This window comes from Halobellus rarus (assembly GCF_024494595.1).
GTDB classification, from domain to species: Archaea; Halobacteriota; Halobacteria; order Halobacteriales; family Haloferacaceae; genus Haloquadratum; species Haloquadratum rarum.
In genome coordinates this window covers 99,889-122,202 of record NZ_JANHDI010000007.1, presented here as the reverse complement: position 1 = coordinate 122,202, position 22,314 = coordinate 99,889, and the positions used below count along the sequence as shown (strand labels likewise).

Annotated in this window: 25 protein-coding genes, 1 tRNA gene and 1 pseudogene; 7 read left to right on the top strand and 20 right to left on the bottom strand. The window is 67.3% G+C overall.

What is annotated here, in order from left to right; all coding sequences use genetic code 11:
• Positions 1 to 10 precede the first annotated feature (10 nt).
• Genes NO876_RS08875 through NO876_RS08855 form a run of 5 tightly spaced genes read right to left on the bottom strand, consistent with a single transcriptional unit; the run spans position 11 to position 2,291 of the window.
• The gene (locus NO876_RS08875; RefSeq protein ID WP_256421325.1) at positions 11 to 769 is read right to left on the bottom strand and encodes a proteasome assembly chaperone family protein; all 759 of its coding nucleotides are present in this window, start codon (positions 767 to 769) and stop codon (positions 11 to 13) included.
• 4 nt (positions 770 to 773) lie between these two features.
• A complete protein-coding gene (locus tag NO876_RS08870; protein ID WP_256421324.1) occupies positions 774 to 956 on the bottom strand; it encodes an RNA-protein complex protein Nop10 in 183 nt (60 codons plus the stop codon).
• Between the two features lie 37 nt (positions 957 to 993).
• Positions 994 to 1,797, bottom strand: coding sequence for a translation initiation factor IF-2 subunit alpha (locus NO876_RS08865; protein ID WP_256421323.1), 804 nt, complete (start codon positions 1,795 to 1,797; stop codon positions 994 to 996).
• Positions 1,798 to 1,821: 24 nt separating this feature from the next.
• Complete coding sequence (locus NO876_RS08860) at positions 1,822 to 2,007, bottom strand: 30S ribosomal protein S27e (RefSeq protein WP_256421322.1); 186 nt, start codon at positions 2,005 to 2,007, stop codon at positions 1,822 to 1,824.
• Between the two features lie 2 nt (positions 2,008 to 2,009).
• The gene (locus NO876_RS08855) at positions 2,010 to 2,291 is read right to left on the bottom strand and encodes a 50S ribosomal protein L44e (RefSeq protein WP_103992813.1); all 282 of its coding nucleotides are present in this window, start codon (positions 2,289 to 2,291) and stop codon (positions 2,010 to 2,012) included.
• Between the two features lie 153 nt (positions 2,292 to 2,444).
• Between NO876_RS08855 and NO876_RS08850 the strand changes: the two genes are divergently transcribed.
• Complete coding sequence (locus tag NO876_RS08850; RefSeq protein WP_256421321.1) at positions 2,445 to 2,702, top strand: HAH_0734 family protein; 258 nt, start codon at positions 2,445 to 2,447, stop codon at positions 2,700 to 2,702.
• A 25-nt stretch (positions 2,703 to 2,727) separates the two neighbouring features.
• On the opposite strand, the gene NO876_RS08845 is transcribed toward NO876_RS08850, so the two are convergent.
• On the bottom strand, positions 2,728 to 5,211 hold the full coding sequence (locus NO876_RS08845) for a DUF2298 domain-containing protein (RefSeq protein WP_256421320.1): 2,484 nt from the start codon (positions 5,209 to 5,211) through the stop codon (positions 2,728 to 2,730).
• 138 nt (positions 5,212 to 5,349) lie between these two features.
• On the opposite strand from NO876_RS08845, the gene NO876_RS08840 reads away from it, so the two are divergent.
• The 3 genes from NO876_RS08840 (at position 5,350) to NO876_RS08830 (ending at position 6,779) form a co-directional block, all read left to right on the top strand.
• The gene (locus NO876_RS08840; RefSeq protein WP_256421319.1) at positions 5,350 to 6,162 is read left to right on the top strand and encodes a glycosyltransferase; all 813 of its coding nucleotides are present in this window, start codon (positions 5,350 to 5,352) and stop codon (positions 6,160 to 6,162) included.
• Positions 6,163 to 6,612, top strand: a complete 450-nt coding sequence (locus NO876_RS08835) for a GtrA family protein (RefSeq protein WP_256421318.1) — start codon at positions 6,163 to 6,165, stop codon at positions 6,610 to 6,612.
• A gap of 92 nt (positions 6,613 to 6,704) precedes the next feature.
• A tRNA-Met gene (locus NO876_RS08830) sits at positions 6,705 to 6,779 on the top strand.
• A gap of 227 nt (positions 6,780 to 7,006) precedes the next feature.
• Here the strand turns inward: NO876_RS08830 and NO876_RS08825 are convergent.
• From NO876_RS08825 to NO876_RS08805, 5 genes are all read right to left on the bottom strand, one after another.
• A complete protein-coding gene (locus NO876_RS08825; RefSeq protein ID WP_256421317.1) occupies positions 7,007 to 7,417 on the bottom strand; it encodes a Rieske (2Fe-2S) protein in 411 nt (136 codons plus the stop codon).
• Between the two features lie 55 nt (positions 7,418 to 7,472).
• On the bottom strand, positions 7,473 to 8,366 hold the full coding sequence (locus tag NO876_RS08820; RefSeq protein ID WP_256421316.1) for an aminotransferase class IV: 894 nt from the start codon (positions 8,364 to 8,366) through the stop codon (positions 7,473 to 7,475).
• Positions 8,367 to 8,398: 32 nt separating this feature from the next.
• Positions 8,399 to 9,322, bottom strand: a complete 924-nt coding sequence (locus NO876_RS08815) for a helix-hairpin-helix domain-containing protein (RefSeq protein WP_256421315.1) — start codon at positions 9,320 to 9,322, stop codon at positions 8,399 to 8,401.
• 174 nt (positions 9,323 to 9,496) lie between these two features.
• Positions 9,497 to 9,961, bottom strand: a complete 465-nt coding sequence (locus NO876_RS08810) for a DUF5790 family protein (protein WP_256421314.1) — start codon at positions 9,959 to 9,961, stop codon at positions 9,497 to 9,499.
• A gap of 84 nt (positions 9,962 to 10,045) precedes the next feature.
• A complete protein-coding gene (locus NO876_RS08805; RefSeq protein ID WP_256421313.1) occupies positions 10,046 to 10,390 on the bottom strand; it encodes a dihydroneopterin aldolase family protein in 345 nt (114 codons plus the stop codon).
• Positions 10,391 to 10,559: 169 nt separating this feature from the next.
• Between NO876_RS08805 and azf the strand changes: the two genes are divergently transcribed.
• Together azf and NO876_RS08795 are read left to right on the top strand one after the other, a co-directional pair.
• Complete coding sequence (azf, locus tag NO876_RS08800; RefSeq protein WP_256421312.1) at positions 10,560 to 11,348, top strand: NAD-dependent glucose-6-phosphate dehydrogenase; 789 nt, start codon at positions 10,560 to 10,562, stop codon at positions 11,346 to 11,348.
• Positions 11,349 to 11,699: 351 nt separating this feature from the next.
• Positions 11,700 to 11,825, top strand: a pseudogene (locus tag NO876_RS08795) (NAD(P)-dependent oxidoreductase); the annotation flags it as partial.
• 37 nt (positions 11,826 to 11,862) lie between these two features.
• Here the strand turns inward: NO876_RS08795 and NO876_RS08790 are convergent.
• The 8 genes from NO876_RS08790 to NO876_RS08755 all read right to left on the bottom strand — a co-directional run bounded on the left by NO876_RS08790 (position 11,863) and on the right by NO876_RS08755 (position 19,483).
• A complete protein-coding gene (locus tag NO876_RS08790) occupies positions 11,863 to 12,150 on the bottom strand; it encodes a hypothetical protein (RefSeq protein ID WP_256421311.1) in 288 nt (95 codons plus the stop codon).
• 174 nt (positions 12,151 to 12,324) lie between these two features.
• Positions 12,325 to 12,528, bottom strand: coding sequence for a DUF8005 family protein (locus tag NO876_RS08785; protein WP_256421310.1), 204 nt, complete (start codon positions 12,526 to 12,528; stop codon positions 12,325 to 12,327).
• Positions 12,528 to 13,715, bottom strand: coding sequence for an ABC transporter ATP-binding protein (locus NO876_RS08780; RefSeq protein WP_256421309.1), 1,188 nt, complete (start codon positions 13,713 to 13,715; stop codon positions 12,528 to 12,530). Before NO876_RS08780 ends, NO876_RS08785 begins: the two co-directional genes overlap by 1 nt.
• Positions 13,716 to 13,717: 2 nt before the next feature.
• Positions 13,718 to 14,671 (bottom strand): carbohydrate ABC transporter permease, encoded by a 954-nt coding sequence (locus tag NO876_RS08775; protein WP_256421308.1) that lies wholly within the window; start codon positions 14,669 to 14,671, stop codon positions 13,718 to 13,720.
• Positions 14,668 to 15,675, bottom strand: a complete 1,008-nt coding sequence (locus NO876_RS08770; RefSeq protein WP_345780740.1) for a carbohydrate ABC transporter permease — start codon at positions 15,673 to 15,675, stop codon at positions 14,668 to 14,670. The genes NO876_RS08775 and NO876_RS08770 overlap by 4 nt, the downstream gene beginning before the upstream one ends.
• A 57-nt stretch (positions 15,676 to 15,732) precedes the next feature.
• Positions 15,733 to 17,241 (bottom strand): extracellular solute-binding protein, encoded by a 1,509-nt coding sequence (locus NO876_RS08765; protein ID WP_256421307.1) that lies wholly within the window; start codon positions 17,239 to 17,241, stop codon positions 15,733 to 15,735.
• Between the two features lie 133 nt (positions 17,242 to 17,374).
• Positions 17,375 to 18,427, bottom strand: a complete 1,053-nt coding sequence (locus NO876_RS08760) for a TrmB family transcriptional regulator (protein ID WP_256421306.1) — start codon at positions 18,425 to 18,427, stop codon at positions 17,375 to 17,377.
• Between the two features lie 81 nt (positions 18,428 to 18,508).
• Entirely contained in the window at positions 18,509 to 19,483 is a 975-nt protein-coding gene (locus tag NO876_RS08755; RefSeq protein WP_256421498.1) for an aldo/keto reductase, read from the bottom strand.
• A gap of 151 nt (positions 19,484 to 19,634) precedes the next feature.
• On the opposite strand from NO876_RS08755, the gene NO876_RS08750 reads away from it, so the two are divergent.
• Positions 19,635 to 20,558 carry a DUF8054 domain-containing protein gene (locus tag NO876_RS08750; RefSeq protein WP_256421305.1) on the top strand — a complete coding sequence of 308 codons (924 nt, stop codon included), beginning with the start codon at positions 19,635 to 19,637 and terminating at the stop codon, positions 20,556 to 20,558.
• A gap of 46 nt (positions 20,559 to 20,604) precedes the next feature.
• On the opposite strand, the gene NO876_RS08745 is transcribed toward NO876_RS08750, so the two are convergent.
• Positions 20,605 to 22,284 carry a glycoside hydrolase family 13 protein gene (locus tag NO876_RS08745; RefSeq protein ID WP_256421304.1) on the bottom strand — a complete coding sequence of 560 codons (1,680 nt, stop codon included), beginning with the start codon at positions 22,282 to 22,284 and terminating at the stop codon, positions 20,605 to 20,607.
• Positions 22,285 to 22,314: the final 30 nt, after the last annotated feature.

Genomic DNA, 22,314 nt, shown 5'->3' with positions numbered 1-22,314 from the left:
TCGACCCGTCTCAGCCGATGTATCGCAGGTCGTCGTCGGTCGGCATCCCCTGCTGTTGGCTCTGCATCTCCTGGATCTTCTCTGCGACCTCCTTCATCTCCTCGGCGCGCTCTTCGAGGGAGTCGTAGCCGACTTCGAAGCCGACGACCTCCTCTAAGACCTCCAGCACCGCCTGCGCGCTGGAGGGATCGACGAGGTAGCCGCTGGTCTCGCCCATCAGACAGGCGGCCGGGAGGCCGCGGCGGCCGCCGAGTCCCAAGAGGAGGCCGCTGACGCCGACGATGCCGCCGGCGGGTTCGCCCTCGCGGAACTCGACGCCGGCGTCTTCGAGCGCCTCGATCTCGTCGGCGTCCGCGACCGCGCCGAGCACGTCCGGCTCGTCGACGAGTTCGCCCGTCGGAACGCCGCCGAGCGCGTACACCTCGCCGACGTCGAACGACTCGGCGACGTCGAGGAAGCTGTCGGTGATGTGGTAGTGCCCCGAGTGCGACTGCGCCTGGTGGTCGCCCGTCAGCACGAGGAGGTCTCGCTCGCCGGCGTCGACGGCGTGGAACTCCGCACACGCCAGCGAGGCGACGCCGTCGTCGTCGATGCCCACCTGCGGCGGGAACTCGTCGGCGTACACGCGGGCGACGAGTTCGGAGTCGAACTCCTCGAGGAGGTGCTCCGCGGCCAACTTCCCGACGTGACCGACGCCGGGGAGCCCCTCGACGAGCGCCGGATCGCGGAGCGCCGGCTCTGCGACCGTCTCGATCTCGATGTCGTCCATACCCTCACTCGCGGACCCGGCGTTTAAGAGCGCGTCGGTACTCGCCGTAGGTGTCTTCGGGGTCGAACGGGGCCGGCGCGGAGTTCTCCGTCTCGCCGCCGCACTCCGGGCAGGTCTGAGACAGCGAGTACACCGGCCGCTCGTGGACATCGCGCCAGGCCGCACAGACTCGGATGTCGGATTTCACGGTGAATCGAAGGTGGGTTCCGGGGAAACGCCGGTCGTCACTCGTCGTCTTCGTGCCGCTCGCGGTGGTACTCGCCGGTGCCGCCGTCGGTCGCGATAGAGTCGCTGGCGCGACCGGCGGCCGCTTCGAGCGCGTCCTCCGCGGTCTTGTAATCGGGCGCGCGGACCTGGATTCGGTACTCCGGCGCGCCGACGTAGGTGACTTCGAGTTCGATCCCTTCGGGGACCGAGTCGTCGTCGCCCTCCGCGGCCTGGAGGGCCTCCTTGATCCGGTCGACGCCGTCGCCGGTCGGACACCGGAGGTCGACGTAGCCCGTGACGTTCACGTACGGGACGGAGACGTTCTCTCTGGCCGTCTGGACGATGGCCTCGACCGCCTCGTCGTCGAGGTCGACGTCTTCGAGCGCGCTCGTGCCGTGGATGGCGGCCGCCTCGAAGCCGTCGTAGAGCGACTCGAACTCGGCGAGCAGCGCGTTCGCGACTTCTCTGTAGCGCTCGTCGGCGAGGTCCTCGCCGAAGGCCACTTCCATCCAGTTGTCGGCCTTCCGCTCGTTCTTCCACTCCTGGATCTTGTCCTTTCGCTGGTGTTCGTTGACGTCCTTGATCGAGAGATCGATCTGCTGAGAGCCCTCGTCGACGTCGAGCACCTTCGCGACGACGGTCTGTCCCACGTTGACGTGGTCGCGGACGTTCTTGATCCAGCCGCTCGCGACCTCGCTGATGTGACAGAGGCCGCGCTTGTTCTCGTACTCGTCGAGGTCGACGAAGACCCCGAAGTCCGTGATCTCGTCGACTTCGCCGACGACGAGCTCACCCGTCTCGGGCCAACCGCTGTACTTCATGTATTGGAACCTCCGAAGGGAGACTTACGCCTCGGTCGAGCGTCGCTCGACCGTCTCGACGACCTCGCCGTGGATCTCCGCGTCGCCGCCGGTCGGCGTCGCGAGCGTCGTCCCGCAGACGGCGCAGTTGACGGTCGTCGAGGCCTTGCCGAAGACGACCTGTTCGTTGTCACAGTCCTCACACTGAACGCGGTAGAAGTTTCCTGCCATCGTTACTCCTGGAACGTGAGACGCCCGGCGCGCCATCCCTCTCGCATGTGTGCTTTGCCGCAGTCCGAGCAGATGTACTTCAGGTGCGTCTTCTTCGTGGGCTTGTCGCCACCGGGCACCTTCGAGAACTTGCCGGCGTTCCCGATGACCGCCTTGCCGCGACGGGTCTGTCGCGCGTTCCACTTCATTCCCGTGGAGCGGCCCGTTCGGACCTTCTCGACCTCGTGCTCGTGGTGCCCGTCGCAGTTCGGGCAGTACGTGTTGAATCGGCGTGGCATTTCCATAGATATCGACCTTGGGCCCAATTCGACATCGCCAGTTAAAACCCGTTTGGTTCGGAGCGACGTCGGCGGGGCAGTACGACGAACGGGAGTCAGCGCGCGGGCCACCGACGCGTCTCCGAAGCGATTAAGCCCCGACTGAGCCAACGACGACGTATGAAGAAGGTCATCATCCGCGGAGACCCCGACATCGGTCGCGGCGCGACCATCGAAGTCGACGGCGAGGAGGTCGTCTGCTTCTCTATCGACCGCCAGAGCGACTACCACGGTGCGGACCGCCCGCAGTTGTGGTGTACCGTCGGCACCGAAGACGAGCGCGAGGCGTTCGAGAAGCGGGAGTTCGTCCCGCACTTCCTGGACGTCGTCGCCGTCGACGCCGAGGCCGTGACGGTCGTCGAGAAGCGCGGCGCGTAAGAGTTTCCGCGCAGACACCCGCCTCTCACGCGTTCGAGGCCTCGCCGTCGAGCGCCGCCAGATCGACCGCGTAGATCGTCACGTCGCCCGAGCGATGTGCGACGTCGATCGCCTCGCTTCCGAACGAGATCGACCCGTAGCGTGCGCGCTCGCCCGGCCCGACCCAGATGTACTCGACCTCGTACTGCCGGAGCAGATCCGCGCGCGTGGACTCGTTGCCGGTGTACATCGCGTCGACGTCGCGGACGCGGTCGAGGTAGGCCGCCTGCCCCCGGTAGCCGACCTCGTGCTGCCAGCCCGCGACGGTCGGAACGCCCGTGAGACTCGACGCGGGGTTGGCATACCAACTGTACATCACGTTCGGGCGACCGTCGTTCCCGCCGTCGTAACGCGACGTGCCGGGCGCTTCGAGCATCGTCGGCCGCCCGTCGCGGTCGTCGACCCAGTCGATCGCCGCCGCGTACTCGGGGTGGTCGGTCTCGACGAACCGCGTCGCGTCGAGCGTCGTCCCGCCCGCGGCGGCGCGCTCGAAGTGGGCTCCGACCGCGAGGACGCCGTAGACGCTCGTCGACGCCACCAGCGCGATCACGAGCGCGACAGTCGCGACGCGACGCCAGGGGAGGCCCGCGAGACGACGAACAGCACCGCTCTCGCTCGATCCGTCGTCGCCGGCGCGGTCGTCTGCGGCCGCCGACCCGGACAGGGCTCGTGAGAGGAGCCCCGACAGCGCGACACCCATCGCCGTCCCCCAGAACACCCACACCTGCGAGTACGTCTTGAACACCGTGTTCATCCGCCCGGGACCGGCCTGCTCGTTCACGTACACCAGTTCGACGATGGTTGCCAGGCCCGCGCCGGCGACGACGAGGACGGCACCGTACCCGATCGACTCCGAGGTTCGGAGTCCCACCCAGGCGACGACGAGCAGCGGAACCGACACCGCGAGCGCGGCGAAGCCGATCTGCGTCCCGACGACGACCACCGCGGCGAGCGCGGCGAGGAGCGTCCACGGCCGCTCGACGCGGAGTTCGGAGCGGAGCCACGTCCCGAGGCCGACGACGAACGCGCCGTGGACGAGAAGCAGCGCGCCGAGTCCGCTCCGCATCTCCGGGCCGAGCAGTTCGATCGAGCGCTCGCCGCCGCCGGTCGCCGCGCCGAGGAGGAACGGCGACGCGAGGACGACCGCGACGACGGCCGCGAGGGCGGCGACGAGCAGAGCGGCCGTGATTCGTCCGATTTCGCGCGTCGCGGCCGAGGTCGTTTCGGACGCGCCCGTGCCGCCGTTCGTTTCGGCCGGACCCCCGACGGCCGCCCGGAGTCGACGCACCGCCCCCCGTCCGGGCAGCAGCGTCCGCGGATCGGCGGGCGCGAACAGCGCGGCCAGCCACCCGAGCGCGAGCACGCTCGGAAAACTCCACGTGCTCTGGACGGCCTGCCAGGCCGCGACGATCGGAAGGACGGCGAACAGCAGCGCGCGTCGCCGCCGAAGGTCGGACTCCGGCGTGCGGTAGTAGGCGTATCCGACCGCCGCGGCCAGAAGCAGCGTCGGCGTGCCCATCATATGCGCGTGGAGGTCGCCGTTGAGCCACGCGAACAGCGGGAACTCGTTGATCGTCCCCGGGACGACCCGCGAGGCGCTCCAGTAGCTGAACGAGTCCGCCCCCGCGAGGATCCGCTCGACGGTGTAGTCGGTCCGCGCGGCGACGAGTTCGGCCGCGCCGCGCCGGAGGGGTTCCGGGAGCGCGCGCAGCGCGAACCGCCCCGCAGTGACGAGGTTGCTCGCGAGCCCGACGAAGAAGACGGCGAACGCGCCGGCGATCCGTCGCCGCGACCGCGGATCCGAGAGGCGGCCGCCCGCAGTGGCGACCGACCGGACTCGGTCCGCCCCGATCGCGCCGGCGAGTTCGAAGGCCGCAGTGACGAGCGCGGCGTAGAACCCCGCGAGCGCGAGGTTGTAGGCGAACGCCGGCGGCGTGGCGGTCAACCACGCGAGCAGCGTCGCCGTCAGGTGCCCGCCGTAGTAGTACTTCACGGCCTCGTTCGCGAACCAGAAGTCCTCCGGCGGCAGGACCGCGGACCGTTCGAGCGTCTTCAACAGGCCGAAGTCGAGGAACTTCTCGCCGCCGACGGGGTAGACGGCCGGGTCGAACGCGCGCACGGCGACGACGAACGCGAACCCCAGGAGGAAGACCGCCGCGGCGTCGGTGGCGGCGTCGCGGTCGATCTCGACGTCGAGACGGATCTCCCGGCGTCGGAGCGCGGTGAGGTCGAGGCCGGCGAGCGCGCTGGCGAGCAGGAGCGACACGACGCCGGCGGCGAGAGCGATCGGCCCCCAGGTCACCTGTCCGACCCAGTAGGCGGGGACGCTGAGGACGACGAGCGCCGCGGGCACGGCGAGTCCCGCGCCGCGGCCCGCGCTCCGGGGGAGGAGCCGAGCGACGAGCGGGAGGCCGAGCGCGAAGAGCGCGAGATAGAGGACCAGCCAGCGGGCGACGAGGGCGTACTCCATACTCCGTGTCTCACCGACCGAGGCGCCGAGACATACGTTTTGTGATGCGGCGGCCGCGACTCCGTGCTCCCGCCCAGTGTCGCCCGCGTCCGACCCGTAGCGGTTCGCTTTTCACCCAGAAGCGGGTATCCCCGCGTGATGACTCGTTCCGTCGGGATCGTCGTCCCCGCCTACCGGCCCGACCCCGAGCGTCTCGGCGGCTACCTCCACGCCCTCTGTGAGCGCCTCGACCCCGCCGTCGTCCGCGTCGAGGTCGACGCGCCCAGACCGGACCTCCGCGAGCGACTCGGCAGCCTCCCCGACTGCGTCGAGTTCTCGGCCGTCGACGGCCGGCGCGGAAAGGGCGCGGCGATCACCGCCGGGTTCGAGGCACTCGCCGCCGACGTCGACGTGCTGGCCTTCGCCGACGCCGACGGCAGCACGCCGGCAGACTCCTTCGCCGCCGTCGTCGACGCCGTCGCCTCGGGCGAGTACGACCTCGCGACCGGATCGCGCCGTCACCCCGAGGCCGACATCGCCTCCCACCAGACCTTCGCCCGTCGCCGCCTCGGCGACGGGTTCGCCTGGCTCGCGCGGCGGTTTCTGGACGTCCAACTCCACGATTACCAGTGCGGCGCGAAGGCGCTCACCGCCGACGCGTGGCGACGGATCCGAGGCCACCTCTACGAGCCGGGGTTCGCCTGGGACATCGAACTCCTCTCGGTCGCGGGCGCGCTCGACTACCGGATCGGAGAGATCCCCGTCCGCTGGGAGGACCGCCCCGAGTCGACCGTCTCGACCGTCGGGACGACGCTGCGCCTCGCCCGCGCGCTGGTGACGTCTCGACACCGCGCTCGGTTGCTCCGCGAGGACCGCGTCCACGAACTGCTCGCCGCCCGGAAGGCGAACGAACCGTCGCTCGTCGACCGCCTCGCGGCGGCGGACGCGGCCGAGCCCCCCGAGGCGGACTGAATGGTCCGCGAGACGGTCGACGCGCTCGTCTCGGGCGTCCGGTTCGGGAAGTTCGTCTCCGTCGGGGCGATCGGCGCGGTTTTCGACATCACCACGACGACGGCGCTCATCGTCGGCCTCGGCGTCCTCGGGGAGTACGCGAAACTCGTCGGCGCGGAGGTCGCCATCGTCGTGATGTTCGCGATCAACGAGCGTTGGACGTTCTCCGAACTCGGCGCTCCCGGGACGCTCCCGACGCTGAAGCGGTTCCTGCGCTCGAACCTCGTCCGCAGCGGCGGCCTCGCCGTCCAGTTCCTGATCGTTCGCGCGCTCCGACAACTCGACCTCTCAGTTCCCCTGTTCGGGTTCGACCTCTGGCAACTGATCCCGATCCCGATCGCGATCGGCGCGTCGATGTTCCTGAACTACGTCGCCGAGAGTCTGATCACGTGGCGCGTGACGCGGTCCTGAGCGGGGCCGCTGGCGGGAATCTCCCGCGGGTGAAATTGCCACACTGCGGGCGAAACACAACCCTTAACCGTAACCCACGGCTTCGTTTCGATAGCGGGATGGGATAGCCAGGAGATTCCGCCGGGCTCATAACCCGGAGATCGGTAGTTCAAATCTACCTCCCGCTATGATTTTCCCGAACTCGACCTCCGAGCGCTGAGTCTTGTCTCAGCGCGTCCATCGAGTTCGGTGTCATAGCGTCAGTGGATTTGAACGAGAGAATCGAGCGCCAGCGAGATTCTCGTAGTTCAAATCTACCTTCTGATGCTCGCTTGATACTTTCCCACTCAGTCGCTCTACTCGGAATCGAAGCAGACGCCTCGAACGGCTGCGCGTCGGTCGCGATACACGATTCTTAGAAGTCGATTCGACCGCCAGAAGAGAGGTCCCGCTCCTCGGAGAGGCCCGGTTCGGCGGCGTCGAACTCGTCGTCGGTGAGGTACACCGCGCCGTCGTCGACGGTCACCTCGAAGGTGTCGAGGACCGCGCCCTCGCAGGGCCCGAAGTCGCAGTGGCCGCTGGATTTCTCGAACGTCGCGCCGTGTTTCTGACAGACGATCTCGCCGTTCCTGACGAGCGCGCTCGACCCCTTGTCGAGGCGGACGTCCCGCCAGTGCGGGCAGTAGTTCGTGAACGCGACGACGGTGCCGTCTTCGAGGCGGGTGAGAAGCCCCTCGGTCTTCTCGAAGCCGACCTTCGCGGTGAAGACGACCGTCTCCCCGGCGGTGACCTCCTCGGCCGCGACGATGCGGCGGTCCTCGTCCATATCGCGCGTTTGCGGTCGGGCGGTTCAAGCGTGACGGTTTCGCGTGATGGCGTGGTCACGTCTCGTTCGGCCCGTCACCGCCGTAGCGCGCCGCCTCGACGCGTTCGTCGTAGAGGCGCTGAAATAGGGTCGTCACCGGACCGCCGCCGACGTCGATACCGTCGACCGTCCCTACCGGTCTAATCTCCCAGGTGGTGTTCGTCACGAACGCCTCCGTCGCCTCACGGAGGTCGTCGGTCGTGAACGCGCCCTCCCGGACCGGAATCCCCTCCTCGGCGGCGATGTCGAGCACCTCCGCGCGGGTGATCCCGGGGAGGACGGGGCCGTCGAGGCTCGGCGTGCAGAGCCCCTCGTTCTCGACGAAGAAGAGATTGCTCGTCGCGCCCTCCGCGAGGTGGCCGTCGCCGTCGAGCATCACCGCCTCGTCGGCGTCGGAGACGCGGAGTTCGACCCGGGCGAGGATCCCGTTCAGGTAGTTGTGCGTCTTCGCCCGCGAGGGGAGCGCCGCGTCGGGGACGCGTCTCGTCTTCGCCGTCTGGAGCGCGGCGGGCCCGTCCCAGAGGGGATCGCTCCCGACGCCGCCGCGCGGCAGCGGCTTCACCTGGACGACGACCGTCGGGTCGACGTCGGGGTCCGGCGTCAGCTTCCCCGGCTGGACGCCGCGGGTCACCGAGAGCTTCACGTACGCGTCGTCGAGATCGTTCGCGGCCAGCGTCTCGTCGACCCGTCGCTTCAGGTCGTCGTCGGAAAGGCCGTGATCGAGCGAAATCGCCGCCGCGGAGCCGGCGAGTCGGTCGGCGTGGGCGTCCCAGCGGAAGACGTCGCCGCCGTAGGCCCGCAGGGTCTCGAAGACCGCGTCGCCGTACATAAATCCCCGATCGCGGACGCTCACGGCCGCCGAATCGGCGGGGACGAGGTCGCCGTCGACGTGATACAGCAACTCAGCCATTCGGACCGGCCCCCGCTCTCCGCGACGCGTCTTCAGGCGTCGTCCTGCGCACGGTCGATCCACCCGGAGACTCGCTTCTCGGAGACGTCGATCCCCTCGGCGACCTCCGCGGGATCGGCCGCCGCGAGGTCGGAGACGGTCTCGATGCCGATCGAACCGAGGCGCTCGGCGTACGCGGGGCCGATGCCCTTGAGCGTCTCGACCGGTTCGCTCGATCCCTCGGAGTCGTCGGCCTCTGCCTCGGAGTCGTCCGCGTCGTCGGAATCGTCGGCCACCGCCTCGGAGCCCTCCTCATCGGGCTCGTCCGCCTCGGAACCGTCCTCGGTTTCCGAATCGTCAGAACCGCCAGTCCCGTCGGGGACGTCCGGTTCCTCGTCTTCCTCCTCGTCCGCCTCGTCTTCGGGAGCCTCGGTCGGAGCGACGGCTTCGGCCGGTTCCTGTCCCGTCGCCTCGTCGACGAGCGTCTCCGTCGACGCCGCGGCGTCCGTCTCGGCCGCGGCCGCGTCTTCGGCGGTTTCGACCTCGTCCTCGTCGGGGTCGGGGACGACCGCCTCGTCCCCCTCGCCGGCCGTTTCGACCACTTCGGCCGGTTCCTTGCCCTCGGCTTCGTCGACGAGCGTCTCCGTCGACGCCGCGGCGTCCGTCTCGGCCGCGACGCCCTCCGTCGAGGCGGCATCCTCGTCGGCCTCGCCCGGTGCCTCCTCGGTCTCAGTCTCGCCCGGTGCCTCCTCGGTCTCGGTCTCGGTCTCGGTCTCGCCGGCCCCCTTGATCGCCGATTCGGTGGACGCGTCCGCCGCGTCGCGGTCTGTCTCGGCCTCACGCTCGACGGAAACCCGTCCCTCGGCACGGGACGACTCCGACGGAGCCGTCTCGTCCGGCGGCGATTCCGACTCGTCGGTCCGTTCGCTGCCGACGAGCGATCGCAACGACGACAGGATCGTATCGAAGATACTCATCGGGTCGTGGGTATGTTCGTCGAGTATTTAAAAACCGGTCCGAGACGGGACGCTTTCCGGATATGGGGTTCCAGCGACCCTAGGACGTCGGTCGCGCCGCCGCTATCACCGGTCGCACTCGGACGCGTTTCGGCGTCGATACCGGTAGAGCGGTCGAGCACCCGCCTCCGACGGTTACGAGTCGTCCGCCTCGGCGTCGGCGTCGTCGTCCGCATCGGACTCCGTTTCCCCGGTGGGCGATCCGGACTCGGCCGCCTCCTGGAGTTGGCTCCGGAGCTGTGGCATCGTTCCGGTGAGTTCGCCGACGATCTCTTCGGCGTCCGCGATGGACGCCAGGAGTTCCTCGACGGACTCGACCTCCGCCTCCAGGGAGTCTGGCTCTTCAAAAGCGTCCGCGCGCTGTCCGACGATGAAGGTCTTCTTCGCCTGTCGGAGGTGCTCCTGCGCGCCGTCGACGTCGAGCGCCGATCGGAGCGCGTTCAGCACGCCGAGGACGTTGTCGGCCTCGGCCTCCCACACGGTGTCGGGGTCGGGCAACTCGGCTCGCGCGTCGGCCAGGTGGCTCTCGACCTCCTCGCGCATCTCCGCGGCGGCCTCTCCGAACAGGTCGTCGTCCGCGAGTGTGCTCTGGCTACTCATACCATCTTGTTCGTCGGCCGGGGGGTTAAAAACGAGCCCGAAAGTGAAAGTGAAATCAGGCGTTTCGACCGGGTTCGTCCGGGGTTACTCCTCGACGGAGACGAGTTTCATAAGCGGGTAGTCGTCCTCCATCTCCATCCGGGTGCGAACGCTGACGTCCGCGTACCGGATCCGCATCTCGACGTCGAGGAACCTGCCCGTCAGTTCGGTGTACTCGGCCGACCGATCTGCCAGCTCCTCGGCGATGCGGTCGGTCCTGACGTCGACGTCGACGTCGACGCAGTGCGGCTGGTTCTCGATCGATTCCTCCATCGCCCGGCCGAGGCTGTCGGCGCTCGCCGGACTAACGGGCGTCCCCGCGAACTGGTGGTAGAGCGATCCGAACTTGATCCCGGCCTCGAAGCACGCCTGCTCCGCGTCAGTGGGCATAGTCGACCCACGGCACCGAGAGAAAAAGAGATGTCGTCACCGTGATGGCGCGAGGCGTGACGGGCAATCGGTCCGAGACCGCCACGGATCGAGAGCGAACACGTGTCAGCCACGTATCACCGGCGCAAATCGGACGTTTCTTGCCTCCCCTGCACGGATGGACGGGTGAATGGACGAGCCGGTTCTCTTGACAGGGGCGGGCGGACGCGTCGGACAGGCCATTCTGCGCCACCTCGGTGAGACGTTCGAGTGGCGACTGCTGGACAGGGAACCGCTCTCGAGCGCGAAACTCCCCGCAGGCGTCGACACCGACGACGTGTTCATCGCGGATGTCACCGACGACGCCGCGGTCCGCAACGTCGTCGACGGCTGTCGCGCCGTGATCCACCTCGCGGGCGACCCGCGTCCGGAAGCGCCGTGGGACAGCGTTCTCCAGAACAACATCGACGGCACGCAGACGATGTTCGAGGCGGCCGTCGAGACCGGCGTGGAGAAGTTCGCTTTCGCCTCGTCGAATCACGCCGTCGGCGCGTACGAGACCGACACGCGCACGCCGGAGCTGTACCGCCCGGACGACGAGTTCCGCCTCGACGGGACGGAACTGCCGCGCCCGAGCAACCTCTACGGGGTGAGCAAGGCGACCGGCGAGGTCCTGGGCCGCTACTACCACGACCACCACGACCTCTCGGTCGTCAACGTCCGGATCGGCAACCTCACAGAGGGACATCCGCCGATCGACTACGAGCGCGGACAGGCGATGTGGCTCTCCTACCCCGACTGCGCGCACCTCTTCGAGCGCTGCGTCCTGGCGGAGTACGACTACGAGATCGTCTACGGAATCTCCGACAACGACAGGAAGTACTACTCGATCGACCGCGCAAAGGAAGTTCTGGGGTACGACCCCCAGGACAACTCCGCGGAGTGGAACGGCGACGAGCACATCGACGGCGAGCGCTGACCCTCGGCTCTTCGTGCGTTTGAGCGGTTCCAACTAACTCACGCAGAAAACGGCTCGTCGTTTTTCCCGTTCGCTGATTCTTGATACACCACTCCGAGAACGACGTGAGGTATCTGTCGTACAGTTCGAGCGAACGGTCGGCTGACTCGTCCTGTCGGGACCTGAGAGACAGTCGTCTCGCCTCGGTCGGTTGGGTCGGTTCGAGTCGCCTCGGTCGATCCACGTCCGTCGGGGGCGTGTGCTTTCGACTCATAGGTGCTCCGAACCGACGGGCGATACCGACGACTCCCGAGAGATCGTCTACGGGAGTCCCGCGAGCCTGCGAGCGGGACCTCGCCAGACTCGTCTGGCGGTGTCTCCGACAACGACAGGAAGTACTACTCGATCGACCGCGCTCGCGAGGTCCTGGGGTACGACCCCCAGGACAACTCCGCGGAGTGGAACGGCGACGAGCACGTCGACGGCGACCGCCGGTAGCGACAGTCGACCAGGGACGCGAGGCAGTCGGTGAGGTTCAGTCGCCGTCCCAGGCGTCGTGACCCCGGATCTCCTCGCGGACCGCCTCACAGTCGTCCGCCGAGCGCAGCCCGAGGGCGTCGACCGCCCGCGAGCGCGTCTGCCGGTCGGCGACGCTCGTGCCGTCGGTCGTCTCGAATCGGAAGTTCGGGGTCGACGAGCCGAGGAGGTCCGATCCGCCCGAATCTTCCACGACGGTCGGGAGTACGCCGTTTTCGGCGAGCACGCCGACGAGCTCGTCTCTCCCGTCGTCGAGGGCGTCTCTGATGTCGTCTTGGATCACCATAGCCGGGAGGACGTACGCATCCCAACTCGTTCAGTTTTTTGTCCGAATCGGTCCCACGCCGTGACGGTCCGAGCGGCCACGGAGGACGGCGAAACGGCGAAGAGGGCCACCGGTCCGGCAGACGGCAGACCAGCGACGCGGCCGTGCGGTGACCGACAGCACGGCGTCCCGCCGTCAGTACAGTTCCTTTTCGCGCTCTTCGCGCTCGCGACGCTCGCGTTCCGCCTCCTTCTGCTCGCGGCGGCCGCGGAGGTACTGTCGGACTCCCGGGACGATCTTGTTCTTCAGGTCCAGCGCGAACGAGACGAGCCCGTACGCCCAGAAGAAGAACAGGACCGTCACCGCACCGACGTACGCGAGGACGCCCGCCTCGACCATCAGTCGTCCCCTTCGGCCTCCGCCTCTCCGGCCGCACCCGCGCCGGGCGTCTCGACGAGCCCGTGCGCGATGGCGTCGCCGTTCTCATCGAAGAGATGGAGCTTCGAGCGGTCCAGCACCACGTCGACGTCTTGACCCTCCGTGATGTCGCTGTCGGGACCGACGCTCATCAGGATCTCGCCGGGATCCGAGCCCTCCTCCATACTGCCGCCGAGGTCGACGTCCTCGGTCACCAGGTAGACGAAGATCTCGTCGCCCATCGGTTCGAGGACGTCCGATCGCGTCGAGACGGCCTGCGTCGAGTGGGCGACCTCGTCGCGCAGATCACTGCTGTAGACGTCCTCCGGTCTGACGCCCAGCGTAACCTCCTGCCCCGGCGTCACGCCGACGGCGGTCGGATCGAACTCGACGTGGACGTCGCCGTAGGCGGAGCTGAACCCGGTGTCCGTGACCGATCCGGGGATCGTGTTCATCGAGGGCGAGCCGATGAACGTCGCCACGAACAGGTTCGCCGGCTCGTTGTAGCACACGAGCGGCGGAGCGATCTGCTGGAGTTCGCCCGTGTCGAGGACGGCGATCCGGTCCGACATCGTCATCGCCTCCGCCTGGTTGTGCGTGACGTAGATGATGGTCGTGTCGAGTTCGCGGTGGAGTCGCTGGAGCTGCGTCCGCATGTGGACGCGGAGCTTCGCGTCGAGGTTCGCCAGCGGTTCGTCCATCAGGAACACGTCCGGGTCGCGGACGATCGCCCGTGCGATCGCCACCCGCTGTCGCTGCCCGCCCGACATCTCGTCGGGCATCCGATCGAGCATCCCGCCGAGTTCGACCACCTCCGCGGCGTCGTCGACGCGCCGGTCGATCTCCTCCTTCTCGTAATCGCGGAGCCGGAGCCCGAAAGAGATGTTCTCGTAGACGTCCATGTGCGGGAACAGCGCGATGTTCTGGAACACCATCGAGATCCCGCGGTCCTTCGGCGGGAGGTTCGTCACGTCGCGTTCGCCGATGCGGACGGTCCCCTCCGAGGGTTTCGTCAGCCCCGCGACCATCTCCATCGTGGTGGACTTCCCGCATCCAGAGGGCCCGACGAGACAGATGAACTCGCCGTGCCGGATGTCGAGATTCATGTCGTTGACCGCCGTTACGTCGTCGTAGTGCTTGCTTACGTTTTCGAGTTGAACTCGTGCCATAGTTACTCCTTGAGCGCTCCGGAGGTGAGCCCGCTAACGATTTTCTCCTGTGCGACCACGACGAGGATGGCGACGGGGATCACCGCGATGATGCTCCCGGCGGCCATCACGCCGTAGGTGACCTCGAACTGGCCGGCCCGCTGGAGGCTGAGGAGTCCGCCGACGATCGGCGCCCAGTTCTCCGGCTGACCGTTGTTCATCAACTGACTGAAGAAGAACTCGTTGTAGACGGCGATGAAGGTGAGGACGCCCGCGGTCGCGACTCCGGGAGCCGAGAGCGGTACGATCACCCTGAACAGCGCGCCCAGTCGGGTCGTGCCCTCGACCCGGGCGGCGTCCTCCAGTCCGTCGGGAATCTGCCCGTAGAACGTCGTGAGAATGAAGATCGACAGCGGCATAAACAGCGAACTGAAGGGGAGAATCATCGCGCCCGGCGTGTTGTAGAGGCTCAGCCCGTTCACCACGTTTCCCGTGAACAGCTGATACAGGGGGACGAAGAACGCCGCCGGCGGGAAGTAACTGATCGCCAGGATGAGAAGCATCAGCGGCTGGCGTCCGGGGAACTCCAGTCGGCCGAACACGTACCCGGCCAGGCTGGCCAGGAACAGGACGATGGCGGTGGTCGAAAGCGCCAAGACGACGCTGTTGAGCATGTACCGGAGGAAGTTGATCCGGTCGAACACGTCGAGGAACACGCCGAATTCGAGCGTGCTGAGCTGCGGGAGAACCGCCAGACTGCCGGTGTCTGGCGTCACCGCGAGCACCAGCAGGAAGTAGAAGGGAAAGAGCGTCGTCACGAGGAAAAAGAGCGTCGCGACGTAGAACATCGCGCGGTAGACGCGTTTCGGGTCCTTGATCGACTTCTGAACCCAGCGCTGGAACGGTCCCCTGGTGAGTTCGGGTTCGTGGCGGTCGGACTGAACGCCGCCGTCGGAACGCGTCGATCCGTCGCTCATTGTCCACCTCGCACGTAGCCCACGATGTACACGGAGACGGCCACGGCGATGATCGCCGCGGTGATGAAGGCGATCGTCGCCGAGGAGCCGAGCATCCGGTTGTTAAACGTCGTGACCACCAGACAGGACAGCGACGGGACGGTCGTACATCCCGAGACGGTCTCGATGAGACCGTACACGCGCATCGCCTGGATCGTGCGGAACAGCATCGCCACCATCACCGTCGGCAGGATGATGGGGAAGGTGACGTACTTGAACCGCTGCCAGGCCGACGCGCCCGCGACCTTCGCGACGTCGTAGAGGCCGCGGTCGATCGACTGCATCCCCGCGAGGATCAGGAGCGCCATGAACGCCGTCGTCTTCCAGACGTCGGCCACGATGGCGATCATCGTCGCGTCCTGCGCGTTCGCGAGCGGCGTCGTCGACAGCAGCCCCAACTGATTCAGGAACGCGGGATTGTCGGAGGTCCCGACGAGGAACCCGATATTCGGCTGGAACATCAGGTAGAAGATCATCCCCTGGACGACGATCGGGATCGCCCACGGCAGGATGATCGCCACCCGGACCCACCGCCGGCCGCGGAACTCCTGATCGAGTACGAGCGCCTGGACGAACCCGATGATCGTCTCGAAGAACACGCTGATGACGGTGAAGATGACGGTCACCGCGAGCGCGCTGTTGAAAAACGCTCGCGTCGTGAGGGCCTCCGGGAGGAACGGCGACGGCAGCAACGCCGAGCGTTCCCCGGTGATGATCGCCACGTAGTTTCCGAGTCCGATGAAGTTCCCGACGCTCGCCTGGCCAAAACTGTCGGCGAACATCGAGAGCCGGAACGTCGACAGTAGCGGCCAGAAGGCAATGGCCCCGAGCAACAGGAACGCGGGCGTCAAGAGGAGGTACGCGTACTGTGTCTCAGAGAGGTTCTCCATCCAGCTGACCACAGACGCGTACAACCCGCGGTCGCCGCTCTCGGGTGCGTCTCCCGTGCGGTGTTCGGTACTCATAGTATCGACATAGTACGAAAGTCGATCATTAATAATAAATTGTGGGTGTCTCTGTCTTTACGCCTGGCTCTCGATGGATTCGAGCGACGCTTGGAGGTCGGCCATCGCCTCCGAAGAACCCTTCTCCTGTCGGAGCGCGTTGTTGACCTCCGAGGCGATCTGATCCGACTGCTGCGGCCACACGGGCGTGACGGGGCGCGGGAGCGCGTTCTCGCCGGCGACCTGCAGGCTGTCGACGTACCGTCCGATGATTTCGAGCTGTTGAGTCCGTTCGGTGTTGATGAGGTCCGCGATGGGCGGCGTCCACCCGCCGATCTCGAACATCCGGAGCCGGACTTCGTCGTTCTGCAGCGCTCGGAACAGCTGGACGGCCGCCTGCTTGCGGGCGTCGTTGGCGTTCGGGTTGAGCGTGAGGTGCCAGCCGCCGAGCGCCGAGGTGCTGCCGCCGATCGACTCGTACGGGGAGTCCTCCTGAGAGACCGCGTAGGGGATCGGCATCACGCCGAGGTCCTCGCCGAAGGCGTCCTCGGCCCCGTTGATGTTGATCGAGTACGGCCAGTTGCGGTGGGCGACGACGTCGCCGTTGGTGAAGGGCTCCCGCGAGGGTTCCTCGGTGTACTGGACGACCGCGTCGGGGGAGATGTCCGCGTACCCCTCCAGGGCGTCGTCGTCGTCCTGGCCGTAGATGAACGTCCGCATCATCCGAACGGCGTTGATGACGTTCTCCTGGTCGACCGTGACCGGGCGGTCGCCGATCGGGCCGAAGTAGTTCTCGAACTCGCCGAAGTACGACCCGCCGTGCGAGCCCATAAACTCGATGAAGTCACAGCAGGCGAGGCCCTCGTACGCGGAGCCCTGCCAGGTGAAACCGGTCTGCGTGTCGGTCGCGTCCATCGTCTCTCTGACGACCTGGGAGAACTCCTGCCACGTCATCGGTTCGGTGGCCCAGGTGTCGAAGTCGGAGTCGGAGTAGCCCGCCTCGCGCATCAGGTCCTTGCGGTACTGGATGGTCGGGAAATCCGCGAACAGCGGGATACCGAAGAGGTCGCCGTTCGGCCCCTGGGCCGTCGCGACCATATTCTCCAGGTAGTCGTTCATCACAGAGTCAGTGATCGAACTCGGGAGCGCCTGGCTGAGGTTGGCGATCTGCCCCCGCGCGATGAACGGGATCGTCCACCCGTTGTCCATCATCATCACGGTCGGGCGCCCCTGGCCGGCCGAGAGGATCTGCTGGTACTGCGAGCGTCGGTCCCCCGTCGTGAACGAGCCGGCGAGGAACTCGATGGAGATGTTGTCCGGGAGTCCACCGTCCTCGTGGAGCGTCTGGGAGATCTCGTCGGCGGCGTTCGAGAAGTTCGAGTCCGCCGCGATCTGGATGGTGACCTCCTCGTCGGAGGTCGACGTGCCGATCGGGGTGTCGGTCGAACCGCCGTCGCCCCCGCCGTCACCGCTGCCGTCGCCGTCGCCGCCACCCGAACAGCCCGCGAGCCCGACCGCGCCGAGCGCGCCCGTTGCCGCGAGGTACTGTCGTCGGGAGACGCCGTTCGAAGTGCTATCTTGAGGCATCACCTAGGTATAAGTAACAATGATTAATATACCCATGGGATTTTACAACGACAGTTGTTAATAGATATAGAGAAGAGAGACGCCGGCAGTGCTGTGGCTCTGTCCCTCAAATTATCGCGTTCGAGGTATCGGATCACCGGAAGACGGTAAGTCTGGTACCCTCGACGTCCTCGATGATCGCGCCCCAGCCGCCGACGCTCACGTGCTCGCCGTCGACGTCGAGGTCGACGGTGACCTGTCCGGCGAGTTCGAACCCGGTCGCCGCCTCGGCGTCGAACGGCACGCGGACGTCGGTGATGGTCCCCTCGAGGCGACACTCCTCGCCCGTGTTGGTGTCGTAACCCTCCACGCGGAGGCGCACCGGTTCGTCCTCCCAGTCGACGTCGCGGAGGTCTCGAACGAGGTGCCGCACGTCGAAATACTCGATCGGGTAGCCCTCCTCGGACGCCCGATAGACCCGCTCCCACGGCTCCCACAGGCAGGTGAGGAAGTACCAGTAGAACACGTACGTGTGGGTCCGGTCGTTGACGAGGACGCCGTAGCGGTCGTAGGAGTCCGGGTGGTGCGCGAAGCACGCACGGCGGCGGTCGGCGAGCGCGACGAACGGGGCGGGAAGCGGTCGGTGGTGGACCTCCGTGCAGAGGCCGGCAAAACGGTCCGCGTTCAGTGAGACCGCCTCGTCGTCCGTATGTACGGAGACGCGGACGGAGACCCCGCGGTCCATCGCGTCCTGCAGCGCCGGCCGCAACTGCTCGAAGTTCTCGAGCGTCGTCGAGAGCAGGACCTGGTGGCTGGCGCTCGCGATGAAGGACTTCGCGCGGGAGATCACGGTCTGAAAACGCGTCACGATGCTCGCGTCCCCCGCCTCCAGTTCGGGCTGTTCCCACCGCTTTTCGACCTCCTGGGCGGCGCGCTCCAGTCTGTCCGCCCGCTCCGTGAGATCGTCCAGCACCGTCGAGGGACTGTGCGCTCGCGCTCGCAACGAGGCCTGTTCGAACGTTTCGATGTATCCGCGGTCCTCCAGGGCCCGGAGGACGTCGTAAATCCGCGGAGCCGGGACGTCGCTCGCGTCGGCGACGTCGGTCGCCGAGGCGGTCCCGAGATCCAGGAGCGCCACGTACGCGTCCGCCTGGTACGGCGACAGCCCCGCCGATTTTAACGTTTCGACGAGCGACTCGGTGTCCATACGCGTTCGGGGGCGCGGCGGCGACTAAACGGTGTCGCGTCCAGAGTCGACCGCGGCGTTCGGTGAGACGGCGGCACGGCCTCAGTCCTTCCCTGGAGCGGGCCAGCGCGGCGTCTTCGGGGCCTCGATCCGCTCGATCTCCGCGTCGGTGAGCGAGATCCCCAGCGACTCGACGTTCTCTTCGAGGTGGTCGAGTCGCCGCGGGCCGATGATCGGCGCGGTGACGACGTCCTTGTGCAACAGCCAGGCGATGCCGACCTGCGCGGGCGTCGCGCCCTTCGACTCGGCGATGTCGCGGATCTCGTCCAACACGGCCCAGTTCTCCTCGGTGAACCGCCGGGCGGTGTACTCGTCGGTCGCCGCGCGGCCGGACTCGGGCTCTTCGTCTCGTGAGTACTTGCCGGTCAGGAAGCCCCCCGCCAGCGGCGACCACGGCAGGACGCCGACGCCCTCGGCCGCACACGCCGGGAGCACGTTCGCCTCCTCGTGTCGGTCGACCGCGTTGTACTCCGGCTGCATCGAGACGAAGCGCTCGTAGTTCTCGACGTCGGCGGCGTACAGCGCGCGGGTGAACTTCCAAGCGGGCATCGTGCTCGCGCCGACGTAGCGGACGACGCCCTCGTCGACGAGGTGATCCAGCGCCGACAGCGTCTCGTGGACCGGCGTGTCGTCGTCCCAGCGGTGGATCTGATAGAGGTCGATGTAGTCGGTTCCCAACCGGTTCAGCGAGGCCTCGGCCTGGTCGAGGACGTGCTTCCGCGAGAGCCCCGCGCCGTTCGGTCCCTCGCGCATCCGGTGGTACACCTTCGTCGCGACGACCAGTTCCGACCGGTCGTACTCCTCGATCGCCCGCCCGACGATCTCCTCGCTCTCGCCCCGCGAGTAGACGTTGGCGGTGTCCAGGAAGTTGATCCCCAGTTCCAGCGCGCGCTCGATGATCTCTCGTGACTTCTCCTCGTCGTCGATCATCCACGGTTCCCCAGATCCGAAGTTCATACACCCGAGCGCGAGCCGGGAGACCTCCATCCCCGTCTCACCGAGCGTCGTGTATTCCATATCGACCATTGTGTTCGATACCGGAGCGAACGGCAAAAAACTACGCTGAGTGGGTTTCACACGGATTCGAGTACCCGTTCAGTGCACCGTCCCAGCGGCCTCGCCGCCGCCGGCGGAACGTTGATTTCGCGGCGGCGGGTACCTCGAACGGATGAGTCCCTCGCACCTCGCCAGTCTCCGTCGACCGGAGCACACCGGGGAGAACCGCTGCTGGCCGTGCACCGTCGTCAACGTCGCGCTCCTGGGCGCACTCTCGGCGGCGCTGTTTTCGCTCTCGTCGCTCCTGTCGGTCCTCGTTGCGGCCGTCGGACTGCTTCTCGTCGGACTCCGGGGCTACCTGATCCCGGGCACGCCCCGGTTCGCGCCGCGGATCGTCGCGCGGGTCCCCGGCGGCGACGCGCTGTTCCACGGGACGGACGCGCCGGCGGCGTCGGGGACGCTCAGCGCCGACGGCGGCGCGTCGGAGGACGGATCCGAGGAAACTGCCGGATCCGGAAGTACCGATCGTCCCGGGGAGGTTGGCGGACCGGGTGATTCCGGGACGACCGGCGGACCGGCGGATTCCGACGGCGGCGACCTGCTGGATCGGCTCGTCGCCGCCGGGGTCCTGGCGATCGACGGCGACACGATCGTCCCCACCGCGGCGTTCGAGGCGGAGTGGCACGCGGAGATGGAGGAGTTCCGGGGACTCGAAACCGAGGCGCTGGCCGACGCCGCACTGGAGGTTTCGCCGGCGGCGGCCGCCGACGCAGTCAGCCAGGACGGCGAGGAGTGGGTCGCGCTCGCACCCCACGCCGACGCGAACGCCGTCGAGGAGACGTGGCTCTCGCGGCCGGTCGCCGTCGCGGAGGTGGGCGGAGCGAGAGCGGCGGCCGCGTTCGTCGACGACGACGCGACGGCGCTGGCGGCCGCCCAGACCTGTCGGATGTTCCTCGACGACTGTCCCGAGTGCGGGACGGAACTCGAACGGGGGAACGAAATGGACTGCTGCGGCGGTCACACCGGCCCGAACGACGTCCCCAGAGAGACGCTTTTCTGTCCGTCGTGCGAGGTCAGGCTCTATACGTTCGAGTGATCGGGCGAGAACGGAACGTCCGGGAGGGGCCGTCGCGGCGGCCGCCTCAGATCGACTGCTCGTACAGCCGCGTCTCGTACGGCCGCAGTGCCAGCGTCGCGGGCGGATCCGCGGCGGTTTCGTCGTAGTTGCCGAGACGCAGTGACGCGTCCGGTTCGAGCACGTCGAGGTCCGCGGTCGCATCGCGCTCGGAGAAGTTGATCACGACGACGATCCGCTCGTCTCCCAGCGTCCGCGTGTAGACGAACAACTGCTCGTCGTCGGGGCGGTGCAACTCGTAGTCCCCGTAGACGAGCGCCTCGGTCCGGTCCCGGAGGTCGATCAGCGACTCGTAATACGAGAGCACCGACGGCGTCCGCTCGCGCTCGCGGGCGACGTTGATCTCGGGGTAGTTCTCGTTGACCGGGATCCACGGCTCGCCGTCGGTGAAGCCCGCGTGGGCCGTGTCGTCCCACTGCATCGGCGTCCGCGCGTTGTCTCGCGTCCGATGGTCGACGACGTGGCGGATCGACTCGTAGTCTCTAACGACTCCCTCGGCGATCAGTTCCCGGACGTTCCGCACGGTGTCGACGTCGCTGACGTCCTCGAGGCTCTCGAAGGTCCCGTTGGTCATCCCGATCTCCTGGCCCTGGTAGACGAACGGCGTCCCGCGGAGCGTCAGGAGGATCGTCGCGAGCGCCGTCGCCGACTCGTAGCGGTAGCGCTCGTCGTCGCCGAACCGCGAGACCGACCGGGGCTGGTCGTGGTTCTCGAAGAACAGGCTGTTCCAGTCGAGACCGTCCTGCCAGCGGTGCAAGGTCTGCTTGAGGTCGCGGAGGTCCCACTCGCCGACGTCCCACCGACCCCGCTCGCCGAAGTCGAGGCCGACGTGTTCGAAGTGGAAGACCAGGTCAAGCGGGCCGTCGGGGCCCGTGTATTGCCGCGCGTGGTCGAGGTCGAGGTTCGGCATCTCGCCGATGGCGACGGCGTCGGTGCCGGCGAACACGTTCTCTCGGATTTCGCCGAGGTACTCGTGGATTCGCGGCCCGTCGACGAAGTGCTCGCTCCCGACCCAGTCGTTGCTCGGATCTCCGTCCGGGAGCCCTTCGGCCTTCGAGAGCAGGTTCACGACGTCCAGGCGGAACCCGTCGATCCCCCGATCCAGCCACCAGTTCATCGTGTCGGTCATCGCCTCGCGGACCGCGGGGTTCCGCCAGTTGAGGTCCGGCTGGCTCACGTCGTAGAGGTGGAGGTACCACGCCTCGCGCTCCTCGTCGTACTCCCAGGCGGATCCCCCGAAGAAGGATTCCCAGTTGTTCGGGGGCACCGGATCGCCGTTCGCGTCGGTGCTGCCCTCGCGCCAGATGTAGTAATCGCCGTATTCGCCGTCGGGCTCGGACCGCGACCGCTGGAACCACTCGTGGTCCGACGACGTGTGGTTGGGGACCATATCCATCACGAGCCGGATGTCGCGTTCGTGGAGTTCCTCGAGGAGGCGATCCCAGTCGTCCATCGTCCCGAACGCCGGGTGGACCGCGCGGTAGTCGCTGACGTCGTAGCCGTTGTCGCGCTGGGGCGACTCGTAGACCGGATTGAGCCAGACGCAGTCGACGCCGAGTCGCTCGAGGTGGTCGAGGCGTTCGATGACCCCCGGGAGGTCCCCGAACCCGTCGCCGTCGGAGTCGCTGAAGCTCTTCGGATAGATCTGATATACGACCGCTTCCTTCCACCAGGTGCGTTCTCTCATAGTTGGGAGGTGTAGACGGGAGTCCGTCGG

Excerpts from the sequence above, each read along its gene's own strand:
- NO876_RS08765 (WP_256421307.1), bottom strand. The coding sequence starts at position 17,241 with ATGCCTCAAGATAGCACTTCGAACGGCGTCTCCCGACGACAGTACCTC.
- NO876_RS08780 (WP_256421309.1), bottom strand. The coding sequence starts at position 13,715 with ATGGCACGAGTTCAACTCGAAAACGTAAGCAAGCACTACGACGACGTA.
- NO876_RS08750 (WP_256421305.1), top strand. The coding sequence starts at position 19,635 with ATGAGTCCCTCGCACCTCGCCAGTCTCCGTCGACCGGAGCACACCGGG.
- NO876_RS08875 (WP_256421325.1), bottom strand. The coding sequence starts at position 769 with ATGGACGACATCGAGATCGAGACGGTCGCAGAGCCGGCGCTCCGCGAT.
- NO876_RS08850 (WP_256421321.1), top strand. The coding sequence starts at position 2,445 with ATGAAGAAGGTCATCATCCGCGGAGACCCCGACATCGGTCGCGGCGCG.
- NO876_RS08790 (WP_256421311.1), bottom strand. The coding sequence starts at position 12,150 with ATGGTGATCCAAGACGACATCAGAGACGCCCTCGACGACGGGAGAGAC.
- NO876_RS08760 (WP_256421306.1), bottom strand. The coding sequence starts at position 18,427 with ATGGACACCGAGTCGCTCGTCGAAACGTTAAAATCGGCGGGGCTGTCG.
- NO876_RS08755 (WP_256421498.1), bottom strand. The coding sequence starts at position 19,483 with ATGGAATACACGACGCTCGGTGAGACGGGGATGGAGGTCTCCCGGCTC.
- NO876_RS08825 (WP_256421317.1), bottom strand. The coding sequence starts at position 7,417 with ATGGACGAGGACCGCCGCATCGTCGCGGCCGAGGAGGTCACCGCCGGG.
- NO876_RS08820 (WP_256421316.1), bottom strand. The coding sequence starts at position 8,366 with ATGGCTGAGTTGCTGTATCACGTCGACGGCGACCTCGTCCCCGCCGAT.
- NO876_RS08775 (WP_256421308.1), bottom strand. The coding sequence starts at position 14,671 with ATGAGCGACGGATCGACGCGTTCCGACGGCGGCGTTCAGTCCGACCGC.
- NO876_RS08840 (WP_256421319.1), top strand. The coding sequence starts at position 5,350 with ATGACTCGTTCCGTCGGGATCGTCGTCCCCGCCTACCGGCCCGACCCC.
- NO876_RS08745 (WP_256421304.1), bottom strand. The coding sequence starts at position 22,284 with ATGAGAGAACGCACCTGGTGGAAGGAAGCGGTCGTATATCAGATCTAT.
- azf (WP_256421312.1), top strand. The coding sequence starts at position 10,560 with ATGGACGAGCCGGTTCTCTTGACAGGGGCGGGCGGACGCGTCGGACAG.
- NO876_RS08810 (WP_256421314.1), bottom strand. The coding sequence starts at position 9,961 with ATGAGTAGCCAGAGCACACTCGCGGACGACGACCTGTTCGGAGAGGCC.
- NO876_RS08770 (WP_345780740.1), bottom strand. The coding sequence starts at position 15,675 with ATGAGTACCGAACACCGCACGGGAGACGCACCCGAGAGCGGCGACCGC.
- NO876_RS08815 (WP_256421315.1), bottom strand. The coding sequence starts at position 9,322 with ATGAGTATCTTCGATACGATCCTGTCGTCGTTGCGATCGCTCGTCGGC.
- NO876_RS08865 (WP_256421323.1), bottom strand. The coding sequence starts at position 1,797 with ATGAAGTACAGCGGTTGGCCCGAGACGGGTGAGCTCGTCGTCGGCGAA.
- NO876_RS08785 (WP_256421310.1), bottom strand. The coding sequence starts at position 12,528 with ATGGTCGAGGCGGGCGTCCTCGCGTACGTCGGTGCGGTGACGGTCCTG.
- NO876_RS08845 (WP_256421320.1), bottom strand. The coding sequence starts at position 5,211 with ATGGAGTACGCCCTCGTCGCCCGCTGGCTGGTCCTCTATCTCGCGCTC.
- NO876_RS08835 (WP_256421318.1), top strand. The coding sequence starts at position 6,163 with ATGGTCCGCGAGACGGTCGACGCGCTCGTCTCGGGCGTCCGGTTCGGG.
- NO876_RS08860 (WP_256421322.1), bottom strand. The coding sequence starts at position 2,007 with ATGGCAGGAAACTTCTACCGCGTTCAGTGTGAGGACTGTGACAACGAA.
- NO876_RS08855 (WP_103992813.1), bottom strand. The coding sequence starts at position 2,291 with ATGGAAATGCCACGCCGATTCAACACGTACTGCCCGAACTGCGACGGG.
- NO876_RS08805 (WP_256421313.1), bottom strand. The coding sequence starts at position 10,390 with ATGCCCACTGACGCGGAGCAGGCGTGCTTCGAGGCCGGGATCAAGTTC.